The 16,902-nt window shown below is 64.9% G+C and carries 16 protein-coding genes; 4 read left to right on the plus strand and 12 right to left on the minus strand.

What is annotated here, in order from left to right:
• Positions 1-118 precede the first annotated feature (118 nt).
• The 7 genes from lpdA to sdhC form a co-directional block, all read right to left on the minus strand.
• On the minus strand, positions 119-1,555 hold the full coding sequence (gene lpdA / locus ACSX1C_RS06210) for a dihydrolipoyl dehydrogenase (RefSeq protein WP_318646175.1): 1,437 nt from the start codon (positions 1,553-1,555) through the stop codon (positions 119-121).
• Between the two features lie 66 nt (positions 1,556-1,621).
• Positions 1,622-2,839, minus strand: coding sequence for a 2-oxoglutarate dehydrogenase complex dihydrolipoyllysine-residue succinyltransferase (odhB, locus tag ACSX1C_RS06215; RefSeq protein WP_439888697.1), 1,218 nt, complete (start codon positions 2,837-2,839; stop codon positions 1,622-1,624).
• 72 nt (positions 2,840-2,911) lie between these two features.
• Positions 2,912-5,743 carry a 2-oxoglutarate dehydrogenase E1 component gene (locus ACSX1C_RS06220; RefSeq protein WP_439888698.1) on the minus strand — a complete coding sequence of 944 codons (2,832 nt, stop codon included), beginning with the start codon at positions 5,741-5,743 and terminating at the stop codon, positions 2,912-2,914.
• Between the two features lie 252 nt (positions 5,744-5,995).
• Positions 5,996-6,703: a succinate dehydrogenase iron-sulfur subunit gene (locus ACSX1C_RS06225; protein ID WP_318646172.1), complete on the minus strand. Its 708-nt coding sequence runs from the start codon at positions 6,701-6,703 to the stop codon at positions 5,996-5,998.
• Positions 6,704-6,714: 11 nt separating this feature from the next.
• Positions 6,715-8,487 (minus strand): succinate dehydrogenase flavoprotein subunit, encoded by a 1,773-nt coding sequence (gene sdhA, locus ACSX1C_RS06230; protein ID WP_439888699.1) that lies wholly within the window; start codon positions 8,485-8,487, stop codon positions 6,715-6,717.
• 3 nt (positions 8,488-8,490) lie between these two features.
• Entirely contained in the window at positions 8,491-8,859 is a 369-nt protein-coding gene (sdhD, locus tag ACSX1C_RS06235; RefSeq protein WP_318646170.1) for a succinate dehydrogenase, hydrophobic membrane anchor protein, read from the minus strand.
• A complete protein-coding gene (gene sdhC / locus ACSX1C_RS06240) occupies positions 8,853-9,227 on the minus strand; it encodes a succinate dehydrogenase, cytochrome b556 subunit (RefSeq protein ID WP_439888700.1) in 375 nt (124 codons plus the stop codon). Before sdhC ends, sdhD begins: the two co-directional genes overlap by 7 nt.
• A 362-nt stretch (positions 9,228-9,589) precedes the next feature.
• Here sdhC and gltA point away from each other — a divergent pair, with 362 nt between their 5' ends.
• Complete coding sequence (gene gltA, locus ACSX1C_RS06245; RefSeq protein ID WP_439888701.1) at positions 9,590-10,864, plus strand: citrate synthase; 1,275 nt, start codon at positions 9,590-9,592, stop codon at positions 10,862-10,864.
• Positions 10,865-10,986: 122 nt separating this feature from the next.
• On the opposite strand, the gene ACSX1C_RS06250 is transcribed toward gltA, so the two are convergent.
• Positions 10,987-11,247, minus strand: coding sequence for a YkgJ family cysteine cluster protein (locus ACSX1C_RS06250; RefSeq protein WP_318646167.1), 261 nt, complete (start codon positions 11,245-11,247; stop codon positions 10,987-10,989).
• A gap of 220 nt (positions 11,248-11,467) precedes the next feature.
• The gene (locus ACSX1C_RS06255; RefSeq protein WP_439888702.1) at positions 11,468-12,352 is read right to left on the minus strand and encodes an NAD(P)-dependent oxidoreductase; all 885 of its coding nucleotides are present in this window, start codon (positions 12,350-12,352) and stop codon (positions 11,468-11,470) included.
• Positions 12,353-12,437: 85 nt separating this feature from the next.
• Here ACSX1C_RS06255 and ACSX1C_RS06260 point away from each other — a divergent pair, with 85 nt between their 5' ends.
• From ACSX1C_RS06260 to rhtA, 3 genes are all read left to right on the plus strand, one after another.
• Positions 12,438-12,980: an exonuclease domain-containing protein gene (locus tag ACSX1C_RS06260; RefSeq protein WP_439888703.1), complete on the plus strand. Its 543-nt coding sequence runs from the start codon at positions 12,438-12,440 to the stop codon at positions 12,978-12,980.
• A gap of 80 nt (positions 12,981-13,060) precedes the next feature.
• Positions 13,061-13,342 carry a pyrimidine/purine nucleoside phosphorylase gene (locus tag ACSX1C_RS06265; RefSeq protein ID WP_318646164.1) on the plus strand — a complete coding sequence of 94 codons (282 nt, stop codon included), beginning with the start codon at positions 13,061-13,063 and terminating at the stop codon, positions 13,340-13,342.
• A gap of 68 nt (positions 13,343-13,410) precedes the next feature.
• Positions 13,411-14,271 carry a threonine/homoserine exporter RhtA gene (gene rhtA, locus ACSX1C_RS06270; protein ID WP_439888704.1) on the plus strand — a complete coding sequence of 287 codons (861 nt, stop codon included), beginning with the start codon at positions 13,411-13,413 and terminating at the stop codon, positions 14,269-14,271.
• Here rhtA and ACSX1C_RS06275 read toward each other — a convergent pair whose 3' ends face one another.
• Genes ACSX1C_RS06275 through ACSX1C_RS06285 form a run of 3 tightly spaced genes read right to left on the minus strand, consistent with a single transcriptional unit; the run spans position 14,272 to position 16,872 of the window.
• Positions 14,272-16,041, minus strand: coding sequence for an ABC transporter transmembrane domain-containing protein (locus ACSX1C_RS06275; RefSeq protein ID WP_439888705.1), 1,770 nt, complete (start codon positions 16,039-16,041; stop codon positions 14,272-14,274).
• Entirely contained in the window at positions 16,038-16,445 is a 408-nt protein-coding gene (locus ACSX1C_RS06280; RefSeq protein WP_439888706.1) for a DoxX-like family protein, read from the minus strand. Before ACSX1C_RS06280 ends, ACSX1C_RS06275 begins: the two co-directional genes overlap by 4 nt.
• Positions 16,438-16,872 (minus strand): thiol-disulfide oxidoreductase DCC family protein, encoded by a 435-nt coding sequence (locus ACSX1C_RS06285; RefSeq protein ID WP_439888707.1) that lies wholly within the window; start codon positions 16,870-16,872, stop codon positions 16,438-16,440. Before ACSX1C_RS06285 ends, ACSX1C_RS06280 begins: the two co-directional genes overlap by 8 nt.
• Positions 16,873-16,902: the final 30 nt, after the last annotated feature.

The following is a 16,902-nucleotide window of genomic DNA, read 5'->3' on the forward strand; positions in this document are numbered from 1 at the left end:
ACGTTCCGCGCCAGGCCAGGGCCGACGCGGGCAGATCGCCGTGGTTCTTCTTATCCAGTGCTCGCCAGCCTGTCCGTCCTCTTTGGGGCGGTCAGGCCGGCGACGCAACGCCAGTGACTCAGCGCTTCTTGCGGTTGGCGATGTGAATGGCGCCGCCGTTGACCGCCAGGGCCGCTTCGTGCAGGGCCTCGGACAGGGTCGGGTGGGAGAACACCATCATCCCCAGGTCCTCGGCACTGGTGCCGAATTCCATGCCGATCGCGCCCTGCTGGACCAGTTCGGCGGCGCTCGGGCCGATCACGTGAACGCCCAGCACGCGGTCGGTCTTGGCATCGGCGATGACCTTGACCAGACCACCGGTGTCGTTGGCCGCCATGGCCCGGCCGCTGGCCGCGAAGGGGAAGGTCCCGACATTGACTTCGACACCCTCGCCCTTGAGCTGCTGCTCGGTCTTGCCCACCCACGCGATTTCCGGATGGGTATAGATGACCGACGGGATCAGGTCGTAGTTCATCTGCGCCTTGTGCCCGGCGATGCGCTCGGCCACCATCACACCCTCTTCCGAGGCCTTGTGGGCGAGCATCGCGCCGCGCACCACGTCACCGATGGCGTAGACGCCCGGTACGCTGGTGGCGCACTGATCGTCGACGTAGATGAAGCCGCGCTCGTCCAGATCCACGCCGCTGTCCGAAGCCAGCAGGTCGGTGGTCACCGGGCGACGGCCGACGGCTACGATCAGCTTGTCGAAGGTCATCTGCTGCTCGCCATCGGCATCGGTGAAGGTCACGGTGACCTGCTTCTTCTTCACCTCGGAACCGGTCACCCGGGCGCCCAGACGAATCTTCAGGCCCTGCTTGGTCAGGGTCTTCATGGCTTCCTTGGCGATCTGCTCGTCGGCGGCCGGGAGGAACTTGTCCAGCGCCTCGATCACGGTGACCTCGGCGCCCAGGCGCGACCATACCGAACCCAGCTCCAGGCCGATCACGCCGGCGCCGATGACGCCGAGCTTCTTCGGCACGCTCTGAAATTCCAGGGCGCCGGTGGAGTCGACGATAACGTCCTGGTCCACCGGGGCCGGTGGGATGTCCACCGGCTTGGAGCCGGAGGCGAGGATCACGTTAGCGGCCTCGACGATCTGGGTGGAGCCGTCCAGGGCGGTGACCTCCACCTGCTTGCCGGCCAGCAGCTTGCCGTGGCCTTCCAGCAGGGTCACGCCGTTGGCCTTGAACAGGGTGCTCACGCCGCCGGTGAGGTTCTTCACGATGTTAGCCTTGCGACCGATCATCGCCGGGACGTCGATGGTCACGCCCTTGGCTTCGATGCCGTGAACGGCGAAACCTTCCTGTGCCTCATGATACTTCCAGGAGCTGTCCAGCAGCGCCTTGGAGGGAATGCAACCGACGTTCAGGCAGGTACCGCCGAGGGCGATCTTGCCTTGTTTATCCTGGTACTTCTCGATGCACGCGGTCTTCAGACCGAGCTGGGCTGCTTTGATCGCGGCTACATAGCCACCAGGGCCGGCACCGATGACTACCACGTCGAATTTCTGGGTCATAACTCATTCCTTTTCGGATGAAAGCGACGGCCCCTTGTGGGGGCCGTCGCACTCAGGACAAACGGATTAGATATCCAGCAGCAGACGCGCCGGGTCTTCCAGCAGGTCTTTCATGGTAACCAGGAAGGTCACGGCTTCCTTACCATCGATCAGGCGGTGGTCGTAAGACAGCGCCAGGTACATCATCGGCAGGATGACCACCTGACCGTTCACCGCCATCGGGCGCTCCTGAATCTTGTGCATGCCGAGGATCGCGGTCTGCGGCGGGTTGACGATCGGCGTCGACAGCAGCGAACCGAACACGCCACCGTTGGAGATGGTGAAGGTGCCGCCGGTCATGTCCTCGATGGTCAGCTTGCCGTCTTTGGCCTTCTTGCCGAAGCCGGCGATGGTGCCCTCGATCTCCGCCAGGCTCATGTGCTCGGCGTTGCGCAGCACCGGCACCACCAGGCCGCGGTCGCTGGACACGGCCACGCCGATATCCTGATAGCCGTGGTAGACGATGTCGCTACCGTCGATCGAAGCGTTGACGCCCGGCTGGCGCTTGAGCGCCTCGGTGGCGGCCTTGACGAAGAAGGACATGAAGCCCAGACGCACGCCGTCGTGCTTCTTCTCGAACAGGTCCTTGTACTTGGAGCGCAGCTCCATGATCGGCTTCATGTTGACTTCGTTGAAGGTGGTCAGCATGGCCATGGAGGACTGGGCCTCGACCAGGCGCTCGGCGACCTTGGCCCGCAGGCGGGTCATCGGCACGCGCTTCTCGACGCGGTCGCCGGCCTCCAGCTTCGGCGCGGCCGCTGCGGCTGCAGGCTTGGCGGCCGGTGCGGCGGCCGGGGCCTTCTTCTTGGCCTCGACGGCGGCGACCACGTCTTCCTTGGTCACCCGGCCGCCCTTGCCGGTGCCGGCGATGCTGTTCGGATCGATACCGTTCTCTTCGGCCAGCTTGCGTGCAGCCGGCGAGAGGATCGCGTCGTCGTCCGCGGCAGCCGGCGCGGCGGCCTGAGCAGCAGGAGCGGCGGCCTGGGCGGCCGGCGCGGCGGCCACGCCACCGGCGGTCAACTTGCCGAGCAGCTCGCCGCTGAGCACGGTGTCGCCTTCGTTCTTGACGATCTCGGCGAGCACGCCATCGGCCTCGGCCAGGACTTCCATCACCACCTTGTCGGTTTCGATGTCAACGATCAGTTCATCGCGCTTGACCGCCTCCCCCGGCTTCTTGTGCCAGGTCGCAACGGTGCCGTCGGCAACCGACTCCGGGAAGGTAGGCGCTTTGATCTCGATAGCCATTATGTGTGGTTCCTTAAATTCGGTTTCTTCAGCGAGGCCGCCGTGGCGGGCCGCCTCTTTTGGGCGAAGGCGTTAAACGGTAAAGGCGTCTTGCAGCAGTTTCTCCTGCTGCTCGGCGTGCATCGAGGCGTAGCCGCAGGCCGGCGCAGCGGAGCCTTCGCGACCGGCGTACTCGAGGAACAGCGTCTTCTTGTGCGCAGTGGCGACACGGCGCATGTGATGCTGACTGCAGTACCAGGCCCCCTGGTTCATCGGCTCTTCCTGACACCAGACGATGTGCTTGAGGTTCTTGTACGGCGCCATGACCTCGGCCAGATCGTCTTCCGGGAACGGATAGAGCTGCTCGATGCGCACGATGGCGATGTCCTGGCGCTCCTCGGCCCGGCGCTTCTCCAGCAGGTCGTAGTAGACCTTGCCGCTGCACAGGATCAGGCGTTCGACCTTCTTCGGGTCGAGCGTATCGAGTTCCGGAATCACCGTCTGGAACGAACCCTCGGCCAGGTCCTCCAGGGTCGAGATGGCCAGCTTGTGGCGCAGCAACGACTTGGGCGACAGCACCACCAGCGGCTTGCGCAGCGGGCGAATGACCTGACGACGCAGCAGGTGGTAGATCTGCGCCGGGGTGGTCGGCACGCACACCTGCATGTTGTGCTCGGCACACAGTTGCAGGAAGCGCTCCAGGCGCGCCGAGCTGTGCTCGGGTCCCTGCCCCTCATAGCCATGAGGCAGCAGCATGGTCAGGCCGCACAGTCGGCCCCACTTGTGCTCGCCGCTGGAGATGAACTGGTCGAACACCACCTGGGCACCGTTGGCGAAGTCGCCGAACTGCGCTTCCCAGATCACCAGGGATTGCGGCTGAGTGGTGGCATAGCCGTACTCGAAGGCCAATACGGCTTCTTCCGAGAGGAAGGAGTCGTACAGATCGAACTTCGGCTGGCCGGCATACAGGTTCTGCAGCGGCAGGTAGGTGCTGGCGTCCTTCTGGTTGTGCAGCGCCGCATGGCGGTGCGAGAAGGTGCCGCGGCCGATGTCCTGGCCGGTCATGCGAATCGGGTGGCCTTCGAACAACAGGGTGGCGTAGGCCATGGTTTCGGCATAGCCCCAGTTGATCGGCAGCGCACCGGCGCCCATCTTCTGACGGTCCTCGAGGATCTTCGCCACCTGACGCTGAACCACGAAGCCTTCCGGGATCTCCAGCAGCTTGTTGGAGAGGTCCTGCAGGGTCTTCAGGTCGAAGCGCGTGTCGTGACGCGCGGTCCAGGCATGCCCCAGGTACGGGCGCCAGTCGACGAACAGCTCCTTGTTCGGCTCCTTGACCAGGCTCTTAACCACATGCTGGCCATTGTCCAGCGCGGTGCGGTAGTCGTCGATCTTGGCCTGCACCTCGTCGGCGGAATGGCTGACCGCGCTGGTCAGCGACTCGGCGTACAGCTCGCGGGTGGTGCGCTGTTTGGCGATCTGCTGGTACATCAGCGGCTGGGTGCCGCTCGGCTCGTCGGCCTCGTTGTGGCCGCGGCGGCGGTAGCAGACCAGGTCGATGACCACGTCGCGCTTGTACTGCATGCGATAGTCGACGGCCAGCTGGGTGACGAACAACACGGCTTCCGGATCGTCGCCGTTCACGTGGAAGATCGGCGCCTGGATCATCTTCGCCACGTCGGTGCAGTACTCGGTGGAGCGCGAGTCTTCCGCACGGCTGGTGGTGAAGCCGACCTGGTTGTTGATCACGATGTGGATGGTGCCGCCCGTCTTGAAGCCACGGGTCTGCGACATCTGGAAGGTTTCCATGACCACGCCCTGACCGGCGAACGCCGCATCGCCGTGGATGGAAATCGGCAGCACCTTGTCGCCGGACACGTCGCTGCGACGATCCTGACGCGCCCGCACCGAGCCCTCGACCACCGGAGAGACGATTTCCAGGTGCGAGGGGTTGAACGCCAACGCCAGGTGCACTTCGCCGCCTGCGGTCATGACGTTGGAGGAGAAGCCCTGGTGGTATTTCACGTCACCCGAGCTGAGGCCCTCGACCTTCTTGCCCTCGAACTCGTCGAACAGGTCGCGCGGGTTCTTGCCGAAGGTGTTGACCAGTACGTTCAGACGGCCGCGGTGGGCCATGCCGATGACGATTTCCTTGGTGCCGTAGGAACCGGAGCGCTGGATCACTTCGTCCAGCAGCGGGATCAGGCTTTCGCCCCCCTCCAGACCGAAACGCTTGGTGCCCGGGTATTTGGTACCCAGGTACTTCTCCAGGCCTTCGGCGGCGGTCAGGCGCTCGAGCAGGTGGCCCTGCACCTCCGGGGAGAATTGCGGACGGCCGCGCACGCTTTCCAGGCGTTGCTGGAACCAGCTGCGCTGCTCGGAATCGACGATATGGGTGAACTCGGCGCCTATGGTGCGGCAATATGTCTGCTGCAAAGCATCGCGGATTTCGCGCAGAGTAGCCTCTTCCTTGCCGATGAACAGGCCACCGGTGCGGAAGGTGGTGTCCAGGTCGGCATCGGTCAGGCCATAGTGGTTGATCGCCAGATCGGCCGGCACAGGACGCTGCCAGAGCCCCAAGGGGTCCAGCTTGGCGGCCTGGTGGCCACGCATGCGATAGGCCTGAATCATCCGCAGCACTTCGACCTGCTTCTTCTCGTGCTCGCTGCTCACGCTACCGGCGGACACCGGTTGGGCGCGGCGCTGGTTCTTGGCGAGCAGGACGAAATGATCGCGAATCGTCGAGTGCGATACGTCTGTGGCGGCGCTGCCGTCGCTCGGCAACTTCTGGAAGTAGGTGCGCCACTCTTCTGGCACAGCGTTGGGATCGTGCAGGTAGAGCTCATAGAGCTCTTCCACGTAGGCAGCGTTGCCACCAGATAGGTGGGCACTGTCCCACATGCGCTGCATCACGCTTTCTTGCATGCTTGGTCACCCTCAGTAAGGGGACTCCATCGGCGTGAAAACCGCATGGCTTTTCGAAGTCCTGAAGCAGCGACTTCGGTAAAGCCACCACGGATCCCGCAGATAGTCCGGGTACCAGCCCGGAGGCCCCTGCTGGTCGTCATATTTTTCAAATAAGAACCACGGCTTTGTGGGCTGTGGCTCTGGCTTAAACTGCGACGTCGGGTTGAGGCCGACGCCGCAGGTGCAACGGGTCTTGCAAACAGCTGAGAATCAGGTACCGCTTTGCAGCAACATGTTACGCACGTGACCGATGGCCTTGGTCGGGTTGAGGCCCTTGGGGCATACGTTCACGCAATTCATGATGCCGCGGCAGCGGAACACGCTGAACGGGTCATCCAATGCGGCCAGACGCTCTTCGGTCTTGGTGTCGCGGCTGTCGGCCAGGAAGCGGTAGGCCTGCAACAATGCGGCGGGACCGAGGAACTTGTCCGGGTTCCACCAGAACGACGGGCAGCTGGTCGAGCAGCAGGCACACAGGATGCACTCGTACAGGCCGTCCAGCTTCTCGCGCTCTTCCGGCGACTGCAGGCGCTCGATGGCCGGCGCCGGGGTGTCGTTCTGCAGGAACGGCTGCACCTTCTCGTACTGCTTGTAGAAGATGCTCATATCGACGACCAGGTCACGGATCACCGGCAGGCCCGGCAGCGGACGAATCACCAGTTTGCCGCCCTTGAGGCCGGCAGCCGAGATCGGCGTGATACAGGCCAGGCCGTTCTTGCCGTTGATGTTCATACCGTCTGAGCCGCACACGCCCTCACGGCAGGAGCGACGATAGGAGAAGCCCTCGTCCTGCTCCTTGATCAGCGCCAGCACGTCGAGGACCATGATGTCCTTGCCGCCGGTGTCGACCTGGAAGTCCTGCATGAACGGCGCAGCGTCCTGCTCCGGGTTGTAGCGATAAACACTGACTTGCAACATAGCGGCCACCCTTAATAAGTCCGAACCTTGGGTTCAAACGCCGGCACTGTCTTCGGCGCGAAGTTGACGGCGCGCTTGCTCACGCGCTTCTCACCCGGGAAATACAGGGAGTGGCACAGCCAGTTCTCGTCATCGCGCTCTTCGAAGTCTTCGCGGGCATGGGCACCACGGGACTCCTTGCGGACTTCCGCCGCCACCGCGGTCGCCTCGGCCACCTCGAGCAGGTTCTGCAGCTCCAGCGCCTCGATACGCGCCGTGTTGAAGGCCTGGCTCTTGTCGGCGATCTTGACGTTGGCGATGCGTTCGCGCAGGTCGGACAGCTGCTGAATGCCCTTCTGCATGTACTCGCCGGTGCGGAACACGCCGAAGTAGTTCTGCATGCAGTTCTGCAATTCCTTGCGCAGCGGCGCGACTTCTTCGCCGGCGGTGCGCTCGTTGACTCCCGCCAGGCGGGCCAGGGACTGCTCGATGTCGGTTGCGGAAGCACCGCGGACCTCGACGCCTTCCTTCAACGCCTTTTCCAGGTGCAGGCCGGCGGCGCGACCGAACACCACCAGGTCGAGCAGCGAGTTGCCGCCCAGGCGGTTGGCACCGTGGACCGACACGCAGGCCACTTCGCCCACGGCGAACAGGCCTTCGATGATCTTGTCGTTGCCGTTGGCATCCTGGGTGATGGCCTGGCCGTGGATGTTGGTGGCCACGCCGCCCATCATATAGTGGCAGGTCGGGACCACCGGCACCGGTGCGACGACCGGGTCGACATGGGCGAAGGTCTTCGACAGTTCGCAGATGCCCGGCAGGCGGCTGTGCAGCACTTCCTCGCCGAGGTGATCCAGCTTGAGCATCACGTGGTCGCCTTCCGGACCACAACCATTGCCGGCGATGATCTCCTTGACCATGGAGCGAGCGACTACGTCGCGGCCGGCCAGGTCCTTGGCGTTCGGCGCATAGCGCTCCATGAAGCGTTCGCCGTGTTTGTTGATCAGGTAGCCGCCCTCGCCGCGGCAACCCTCGGTCACCAGCACGCCGGCGCCGGCGATACCGGTCGGGTGGAACTGCCACATCTCGATGTCCTGCACCGGCACGCCGGCACGCAGGGCCATGCCGACACCGTCACCGGTGTTGATCAGGGCGTTGGTGGTGGAGGCGTAGATGCGACCGGCACCGCCGGTGGCCAGTACCACGGCCTTGGAGCGGATGTAGACGGTTTCGCCGGTTTCCAGACAGATGGCGATGACACCGACGATCGCACCGTCCTGGTTCTTCACCAGGTCGACCGCGTACCACTCATTGAGGAACGAGGTGCCGGCCTTGAGGTTGGCCTGGTACAGGGTGTGCAGCAGGGCGTGACCGGTACGGTCGGCCGCGGCGCAGGTACGGGCAGCCTGGCCGCCCTTGCCGAAGTCCTTGGACTGGCCGCCGAACGGGCGCTGATAGATGCGGCCCTGCTCGGTACGGGAGAACGGCAGACCCATGTGCTCCAGCTCGAACACGGCCTCAGGCCCTACGGAGCACATGTACTCGATCGCGTCCTGGTCGCCGATGTAGTCGGAGCCCTTGACGGTGTCGTACATGTGCCAGCGCCAATCGTCGTTCGGATCGGCCGAGGCGATGGCACAGGTGATGCCGCCCTGGGCGGAAACGGTGTGGGAGCGAGTCGGAAAGACCTTGGTGACCACCGCGGTCTTGTGGCCGCCCTGGGCCAGTTGCAGCGCTGCGCGCATGCCGGCGCCGCCGCCACCTACGATGATGGCGTCATAAGAAAGTGTACGAATGCTAGTCATGGATCAGATACCCCAAAGAATCTGCACGCCCCAGACGAAAAACGCGAACATGGCAATTCCACACGCGGCCTGGAAGAGAAAACGCACGGCAGTCGCCGACTTGCCCAGCGCCATCGGCGTCAGGTAGTCGGTGGAAATCGTCCACATGCCGACCCAGGCGTGGGCGCTGAGCGCCACCAGAGCCAGCAGACTGAAGATGCGCATTGCAGTACCGGAGAACAGACCATGCCATTCGGCATAACCCATGCCAGGATTAACGATTACGAAACCCAGCAGGAACAATACATAAGCCGCGAGAACGACCGCAGACACCCGTTGAGCCATCCAGTCGTAGAGGCCCGAACGCGAGAAATTCGTGACATTGGTTACCATATCCACACCCCCAGCAGCAGGATCACGACCACCGAAACGGCGATGACGATTTGCGAGCCCAGCTTGCCGCCTTCCAGCGTCTCACCGATGCCCATGTCCATGATCAAGTGGCGCACACCGGCCACCAGGTGGTACAGCAGAGCGGACAGCAGACCCCAGATCACGAACTTGGCCAGCGGACTGGTCAGGCATTCCTTCACCTGGGCAAAGCCCTCTGCCGAAGCCAGCGACTTGTCGAGGCCGAACAGCAGCACGGCGATACCGACGAAGAGGATGACACCGGAGATACGGTGAAGAATGGACGTGTAAGCGGTGACTGGAAGTTTGATAGTCCTAAGGTCTAGGTTTACAGGTCGTTGGCTATTCACGGCTTTTTTATCACACTGAGAGCCCCTAACTAGCAGGGCAAAGTTGTCGGGAAGTGCACTGGTCAGGTACCCATCACCCAAGGAGTGACGACCGCTTCGAACGGGGCCAAAGCCCCCGGCGGTCGGGCGCAGAGTATAGACAGTTAGGTTACTAATGACAACGCAAAGCCCCCCACCAAAATGCTCATTGCACTGCCCCGGCAAAAGGCGTAAATGGCGGCCTTTTTTCGCGAAAAACCGCCCTCAAACCCTTCTACTGCCTGACTTTTCGCAAATTGACTTTCGGATTTATCTCACTATAGTGGTGCGGGCCCTGCGTGGGGGGCTGACAGATGATTTCAAGCATAACTAGGAGGCCACCCATGGCTGACAAAAAAGCGCAGTTGATCATCGAGGGCGCAGCCCCCGTCGAACTGCCCGTCCTAACCGGCACCGTTGGTCCCGATGTAATAGACGTACGGGGCCTGACCGCCACGGGCCGTTTCACCTTTGATCCTGGCTTTATGTCCACCGCCTCGTGCGAGTCGAAGATCACCTATATCGACGGCGACCAGGGCGTTCTGCTGCACCGCGGCTACCCCATCGAGCAGCTGGCCGACAACTCCGACTACCTGGAAACCTGCTACCTGCTGCTCAACGGCGAGCTGCCGAGCGTGGAGCAGAAGGCCGCCTTCGTCAGCTCCATCAAGAACCACACCATGGTGCACGAGCAGCTGAAGACCTTCTTCAACGGCTTCCGCCGCGACGCCCACCCCATGGCCATCATGTGTGGCGTGGTCGGCGCCCTGTCGGCCTTCTACCACGACTCTCTGGACATCAATAACCCGCAGCACCGCGACATCTCCGCGATGCGCCTGATCGCCAAGATGCCGACCCTGGCCGCCATGGTTTACAAGTACTCCATGGGCCAACCGATGATGTATCCGCGCAACGACCTGAACTACGCGGAAAACTTCCTGCACATGATGTTCAACACCCCGTGCGAGATCAAACCGATCAGCCCGGTGCTGGCCAAGGCGATGGACAAGATCTTCATCCTCCACGCCGACCATGAACAGAACGCCTCGACCTCGACCGTGCGCCTGGCCGGCTCGTCCGGCGCCAACCCGTTCGCCTGCATCGCCGCCGGCATCGCCGCCCTCTGGGGACCGGCCCACGGCGGCGCCAACGAAGCCGTGCTGAGCATGCTCGACGAGATCGGCGACGTGTCCAATATCGACACCTTCATCGCCAAGGCCAAGGACAAGAACGACCCGTTCAAGCTGATGGGCTTCGGTCACCGCGTGTACAAGAACCGCGACCCCCGCGCCACCGTGATGAAGCAGACCTGCGACGAAGTGCTGGCCGAGCTCGGCATCACCAACGACCCGCAACTGGCACTGGCCATGCGTCTGGAAGAGATCGCCCTGACCGATCCCTACTTCAAGGAGCGCAACCTCTACCCGAACGTCGACTTCTACTCGGGCATCATCCTCAAGGCGATCGGCATTCCGACCAGCATGTTCACCGTGATCTTCGCCCTGGCGCGGACCGTCGGCTGGATCTCGCACTGGAAGGAAATGCTCTCCAGCCCGTACAAGATCGGCCGCCCGCGCCAACTGTACACCGGCCATCCGCAGCGCGACCTGCCACGCTAAGCGGCGTCTGCACTGCAACAAAAAGGCTGCCTCGGCAGCCTTTTTTGCATCTGGAGCCTCGGAAACTCGGCGCTGGGGAGCTCCTCACACGGCCAGCGCACCCAGGACCAGCCCGGCCCCGCTCAACTGGCCAGCGCCGTGCTCTGCTCCAACCATCCCAGCAGCCGAATGGCCTCCTCGCGACTGCTGCCGCACACCTCGACATCCGCCTGAAACGCCGCACACACGGCCGGCCGCTCGGGCTTGCCGAACAGGCCGCAATAGTTGTCTGCAGCCAGCTGTACGCAGCGCTCGCCGGCCGCCTTGCCTTGCGGCATTCCAGGGATAGGGGAACTGATCGAAGGGGCAATGCAACAGGCGCCACAGCCAGCACGGCAATTCATGACGGCGAAACCTCGGTAGGGTCTGGAGATCGGGACGGTTTGGCGATTTTAACCGAGCGCCAATCGGCTTGGCAGCTCCCCAGAGACGTTCCGCACCCGCTCGACCGACAGTCGGCAGCGGCACGTCGAGGCCGAGGACATGCCAAGCGCCTCGGCAGAATGTCGCCCGCTCACCCCGTCGGCACTCCGCCCCGCTTGCCGGGGTGGGCAGGCCTGGCTCTCAGGAGCGCTTGGCAGACTGCAGTCGGGCGATCAGGCTGGAGGTATCCCAACGCCCGCCACCCATCGCCTGCACATCGGCGTAGAACTGGTCGACCAGCGCGGTGACTGGCAGCTGCGCCCCATTGCGCCGCGCCTCATCGAGCAGGATCGCCAGGTCCTTGCGCATCCAGTCGACGGCGAAGCCGAAGTCGAACTCCCCGGCGAGCATGGTCTTGTGACGGTTCTCCAGTTGCCAGGACTGGGCCGCCCCCTTGCCGATCACGTCCATCGCGCCCTGCGCGTCGAGCCCCGCGCACTGGGCGAAATGCAGGGCCTCGGAAAGCCCCTGGACCAACCCACCGATACAAATCTGGTTGACCATCTTGGTCAGCTGTCCGCTGCCGGCGCCGCCCATCAGGCGCACCATCCGCGCATAGGCCTGCAGCACCGGCTCGGCCTTGGCATAATCCTGCGCTTCGCCGCCGACCATGACCGTCAGCACGCCATTCTCGGCGCCGGCCTGACCGCCGGACACCGGCGCATCGAGAAAGCCCAGTTGCAGTTCGGCCGCCTGTGCGGCCAACTCACGGGCGACATTCGCCGATGCCGTGGTGTGATCGATCAGCACGGAGCCAGGCGCCATGCCGGCGAAGGCCCCGTCGGCGCCCAGCACCACGCCGCGCAGATCATCGTCGTTGCCCACGCAGATCATGACGAAGTCAGCGCCCTGCGCCGCCTCGCGCGGGGTCGGCGCACTGCGCCCACCATATGCCGCGACCCATTGCGCAGCCTTGGCCGCCGTGCGGTTATAGACACACAACTGATGCCCGGCACGTGTCAGATGCCCCGCCATGGGGTACCCCATCACACCCAAACCGATAAAGGCCACCTTCGCCATACACACCTCCAAAACAGGGAGCGCAAGCCTAACACGGGGCTTGCCAGGCCCGAAAAGCCTTGCATACTGCCTCTAGCGCAACGGAGGGCCCATGGGATACTGGCTGGTAATCGACCTGGAAGCGACCACCGAAGAAGGCGGCTGGCCGCTCGAAGAGATGGAGATCATCGAGATCGGCGCCACCCTGGTTCGCGCCAACGGCCAGGAAGTGGATCATTTCCAACGCTTCGTGCGGCCGCTGCGCCGTCCCCATCTGACCGACTTCTGCCGCACCCTGACCCGCATCGACCAGGCCAGCATCGATTCTGCCGCCCCCCTGAACGCGGTATGGCCGCCGTTCGAGCGCTGGCTGCACGGCCACCGGCCGCGGCTGGCCGGCTGGGCCAGCTGGGGCGATTACGACCGACGCCAATTGCAGCAGGACTGGCAACGCCTGGAGCTGGCGAGCTGTCTCAGCCAGCTCCCCCACCTCAACCTCAAGCGGCGCTTCGCCGAGGCCCGCCGCCTGCCCCGTCCGGTCGGCCTCAACAGCGCCCTGCAACTGGCCGGCCTGCCATTCAGCGGCCAGCAGCACCGGGCCCTGACCGACGCCCGCAACACCGCACGTCTGCTGCCGCTGATCCTGCCGCTATAGCCCTCGGCAAAGCGGATGACGCCTCGTCACGGCTTGGGCATACTGGCGGCCCTTTTCCGCCCCCTCTGCGAGGAGTTCCGATGTTCAAGGTCAACGAATACTTCGACGGCACCGTCAAATCCATCGCCTTCGACATGGCCGAAGGCCCGGCCACCATCGGCGTGATGGCCGCAGGCGAGTACGAGTTCGGCACCAACCAACTGGAGGTGATGCACGTGGTCGCCGGCGCCCTGACGGTATTGCTGCCGGGCAGCGACAGCTGGGAAACCTTCGCCGCCGGCAGCCAGTTCACCGTCCCGGCCAACAGCAAGTTCCAGCTGAAGGTCGCAGTCGACAGCGCCTATCTCTGCGAATACCGCTAAGCCCCCAGGCTGACCGGAACCGGCCCCAGCGGCCGGTTTTTTTATGACGCCACCCCGAGGAACACCCCATGTCCGGCCGCGCCGCCCTCGCCCCCATCGCCCTGCTGCTGGTGGCCATGCTCTCGATACAGAGCGGCGCCTCCCTGGCCAAGAGCCTGTTCCCCCTGGTCGGGGCGGAAGGAACCACTGCCCTGCGCCTGGGGTTGGGCGCGGTCATCCTGGCCCTCATCATGCGCCCCTGGCGGGCGCGCCTGAGCCTGCAATCCTGCCACTCGCTGCTGGCCTATGGCCTGGCACTGGGCGGCATGAATCTGCTGTTCTACCTGTCGCTGCAGACCGTGCCCCTGGGGATTGCCGTGGCCCTGGAGTTCACCGGTCCACTGGCGCTGGCCCTGCTGTCCTCGCGCCGCCCCCTGGATTTCGCCTGGGTCGCCCTGGCGATCTTCGGCCTCTGGCTGCTGCTGCCCAGCGACGCGGCAGACACCCGACTCGATCCGCAGGGGGCGGCCCTGGCCCTCGCCGCCGGGCTGTGCTGGGCGCTGTACATCGTCTTCGGGCAGAAGGCCGGCGCCGCCTATGGCCGCCAGACCGTGGCCCTGGGCACTCTGGTCGCCGCCCTGCTGGTGATGCCCGTGGGCCTGTGGCAGGCCGGCAGCAGCCTGTTCGCGGTCGACTTGCTGCCCGTAGCCCTGGCGGTCGCGGTGCTCTCCTCGGCCCTGCCCTACAGCCTGGAGATGATCGCCCTGACCCGCCTGCCGACACGCACCTTCAGCGTCCTGATGAGCATGGAGCCGGCCATCGCGGCGCTGTCCGGCCTGCTGCTGCTCGGCGAGCGACTGGGCTGGAGTCAGTGGCTGGCCATCGCCGCGATCGTTCTGGCCTCGGCCGGCGCCGCCGCCACCATCCGCCCCAAGGGCACGCCGCTCTAGCTAGCCGGCAACGTCAAACTGCAGCGCCGCCAGCCGGGCGTAGAGCGGGCTGCTCGCCAGCAGCTCGGCATGGCTGCCGACGGCCGCCAGCCGGCCATGTTCGATGACCGCGATACGGTCGGCGCTTTTCACCGTCGCCAGGCGATGGGCAATCACCAGCGTGGTGCGCCCGGCCATTAGCCGTGGCAAAGCCTGCTGGATCAGGTGTTCGCTCTGCGCGTCCAGCGCGCTGGTGGCCTCGTCCAGCAGCAGGATAGGCGCATCGACCAACAGCGCACGGGCGATCGCCAGACGCTGGCGCTGACCGCCGGACAGGCCCAGGCCGGCGTCGCCCAGATGGGTCTGGTAGCCCGCCGGCAACCTCATGATGAACTCGTGGGCATGGGCGGCTCGCGCCGCGGCCTCGACCTCGGCGTGGCCGGCATCGGTCTTGCCGTAGCGAATATTGTCCTCGACCGTGCCGAAGAACAGCGCAGGGTTCTGCGACACCAGGGCGAAGCAGCCTCGCAACTGGGCCGGATCGAGCCGCTCGATGGCCTGGCCGTCGATCAGGATGCGCCCCTGCTGGGGATCGAAGAAGCGCAGCAGCAGATCGAACAGGGTCGACTTGCCGGCACCGGAGGGCCCGACCAGGGCCAGGGTTTCGCCGGGCGCGACGCTCAGGTCGATGCCGTCGATGGCCAAGATGCCAGGCCGCGAGGGATAGGCGAAGCGCACCCCCTCAAGCTCGATGCGCCCGCGTACCGGCTGCTGCAGCCGCAGCGCGGCGTCGCCGCTTGGCGGGGTGATTTCGTTGCGCGCCCGCAACAGCTCGGCGATGCGCTCGGCTGCACCCGCCGCGCGCTGCAGCTCGCCTATCACCTCGCTGAGGGTGCCGAAGGCCGAGCCGACGATCAGGCTGTAGAAGACGAAGGCCGCCAGCTCGCCCGCGGAAATCCGCCCGGCGATCACATCCATGCCGCCGACCCAGAGCATCACCCCCACCGCCCCCAGCACCAGCACTATCACCAGGGTCACCAGCCAGGCGCGCTGCATGATGCGCTTGCGCGCGATGTCGAAGGCGGCCTCCGCCGACAGGGCGAAACGCCGCCGGTCCTCGGCCTGGTGGTTGTAGGCCTGCACCGTCTTGATCTGCCCGAGCGCCTCGCCGACATAGCTGCCGACATCGGCCACCCGGTCCTGACTCAGGCGCGACAGCTGGCGCACCCGCCTGCCGAAGATCAGGATAGGCGCCACTACCAGCGGCAGGGCCAGCAGCACGATGCCGCTGAGCTTCGGGTTGGTGACGATCAACAGCACGACGCCGCCGACCAGCATGATCAGGTTGCGCAACGCCATCGACAGCGACGAGCCGATCACCGACTGCAGCAGGGTGGTGTCGGCGGTCAGGCGCGACTGGATCTCCGAACTGCGGTTGCTCTCGTAGAACCCGGGATGCAGGCCGATCAGGTGGTCGAACACCCGCTTGCGGATATCGGCGACGAAGCGCTCGCCGATCCATGACACCAGGTAGAAGCGGGTGAAAGTGCCGATGGCCAGGGCCAGCACCAGGACGAAGAACAAGCCGATGGCGTCGCGCAGCGCCTGGGCCGACTGGGTCGCCAGCCCCTGGTCCACCAGCAGCCTGATGCCCTGCCCCATGGACAGGGTGATGGCGGCGGTGAACAGCAGCGCCAACAGGGCGGCGAGGATGCGTCCCCGGTAAGGCGCGACGAAGTGCCAGGCCATGCGCAGGGCATCGCGTTGGCGGGCGGACAGCACCCCACTCATACCCGGACCCGAGCCATTGAGGTCTTGCTCGGACCCTCCGCCAGCCAGGCCAGCAGACACAGCGCCAGGGCAGCCAGGTTCGTGGAGAGCGGGTTGAAGGCCTGAATCAGCAGGTGAGGGCTGAGCAAGGCCACATCGACCAACAGCCCGACAAGCACCAGCCCGGCCAACAGCAGGGGCCAGCGCCGTCGACGCAGCAGCATCAGCAGGGCCGCCAGCAGCACCTCGGCCACCCCCGCGAGCATCGCCACCTGGGCGGCGGCCGGAAGACCGTGGGCCTCGATCATCGCCACTTCGTCCGGGCTCAACCAGAGGATCTTCGGCACCAGGCCGTGCCAGAGGAATACCAGCGCCAGGGCCGTCCGTGCCACCAGGGCGATCTGCTGCAGGCGGCACTCAGCCATGCAGGAAGCGCCGGGCATGATCGGGGTCGGGCAGCAAACAGCTGGGGTAGCGGCCGAACAGCCGATAGCGGTTCAGGGCGATGCGGTCATAGGCCCAGTCGCGCACCGGCCTGGGACACAGGCGCAGCAGGCCGAAGGCGCGCCAGGGCCAACCGAGCTGGCCGAGGATGCGCAGCACTGCCGTGGAACGCACGAACAACTGGTTGCCCTCGACATAGGCCATGGTGTCGAAGCGCTCCAGCGGCAGGCCGAACCAGGCGAGAATCGCCTGCCCCTGGGGCGACTGCACCGCCGCCAGCCTGAAGCGCCGCTGACGATCGTGGCGAATCAGGAACTTTGCCCAGCCATTGCATAGCTTGCACACACCATCGAATAGCACCACCCGCTCGCCCGGCTGCAGATAAGGGGGAAACCCGCCTGAATTCATCGATGCCCTCCGGCCCATGGGCCTTCCTGT

It is taken from the genome of Pseudomonas sp. MBLB4123, from assembly GCF_051904775.1.
GTDB classification, from domain to species: domain Bacteria; phylum Pseudomonadota; class Gammaproteobacteria; order Pseudomonadales; family Pseudomonadaceae; genus Aquipseudomonas; species Aquipseudomonas benzenivorans_B.

What these genes read in the sequence shown, in the direction of transcription:
- gltA (WP_439888701.1), top strand. Translation starts at nt 9,590, where the DNA reads ATGGCTGACAAAAAAGCGCAGTTGATCATCGAGGGCGCAGCCCCCGTC.
- sdhA (WP_439888699.1), bottom strand. Translation starts at nt 8,487, where the DNA reads ATGACTAGCATTCGTACACTTTCTTATGACGCCATCATCGTAGGTGGC.
- ACSX1C_RS06260 (WP_439888703.1), top strand. Translation starts at nt 12,438, where the DNA reads ATGGGATACTGGCTGGTAATCGACCTGGAAGCGACCACCGAAGAAGGC.
- rhtA (WP_439888704.1), top strand. Translation starts at nt 13,411, where the DNA reads ATGTCCGGCCGCGCCGCCCTCGCCCCCATCGCCCTGCTGCTGGTGGCC.
- sdhD (WP_318646170.1), bottom strand. Translation starts at nt 8,859, where the DNA reads ATGGTAACCAATGTCACGAATTTCTCGCGTTCGGGCCTCTACGACTGG.
- ACSX1C_RS06225 (WP_318646172.1), bottom strand. Translation starts at nt 6,703, where the DNA reads ATGTTGCAAGTCAGTGTTTATCGCTACAACCCGGAGCAGGACGCTGCG.
- lpdA (WP_318646175.1), bottom strand. Translation starts at nt 1,555, where the DNA reads ATGACCCAGAAATTCGACGTGGTAGTCATCGGTGCCGGCCCTGGTGGC.
- odhB (WP_439888697.1), bottom strand. Translation starts at nt 2,839, where the DNA reads ATGGCTATCGAGATCAAAGCGCCTACCTTCCCGGAGTCGGTTGCCGAC.
- ACSX1C_RS06275 (WP_439888705.1), bottom strand. Translation starts at nt 16,041, where the DNA reads ATGAGTGGGGTGCTGTCCGCCCGCCAACGCGATGCCCTGCGCATGGCC.
- ACSX1C_RS06250 (WP_318646167.1), bottom strand. Translation starts at nt 11,247, where the DNA reads ATGAATTGCCGTGCTGGCTGTGGCGCCTGTTGCATTGCCCCTTCGATC.
- ACSX1C_RS06265 (WP_318646164.1), top strand. Translation starts at nt 13,061, where the DNA reads ATGTTCAAGGTCAACGAATACTTCGACGGCACCGTCAAATCCATCGCC.
- ACSX1C_RS06280 (WP_439888706.1), bottom strand. Translation starts at nt 16,445, where the DNA reads ATGGCTGAGTGCCGCCTGCAGCAGATCGCCCTGGTGGCACGGACGGCC.
- ACSX1C_RS06285 (WP_439888707.1), bottom strand. Translation starts at nt 16,872, where the DNA reads ATGAATTCAGGCGGGTTTCCCCCTTATCTGCAGCCGGGCGAGCGGGTG.
- ACSX1C_RS06220 (WP_439888698.1), bottom strand. Translation starts at nt 5,743, where the DNA reads ATGCAAGAAAGCGTGATGCAGCGCATGTGGGACAGTGCCCACCTATCT.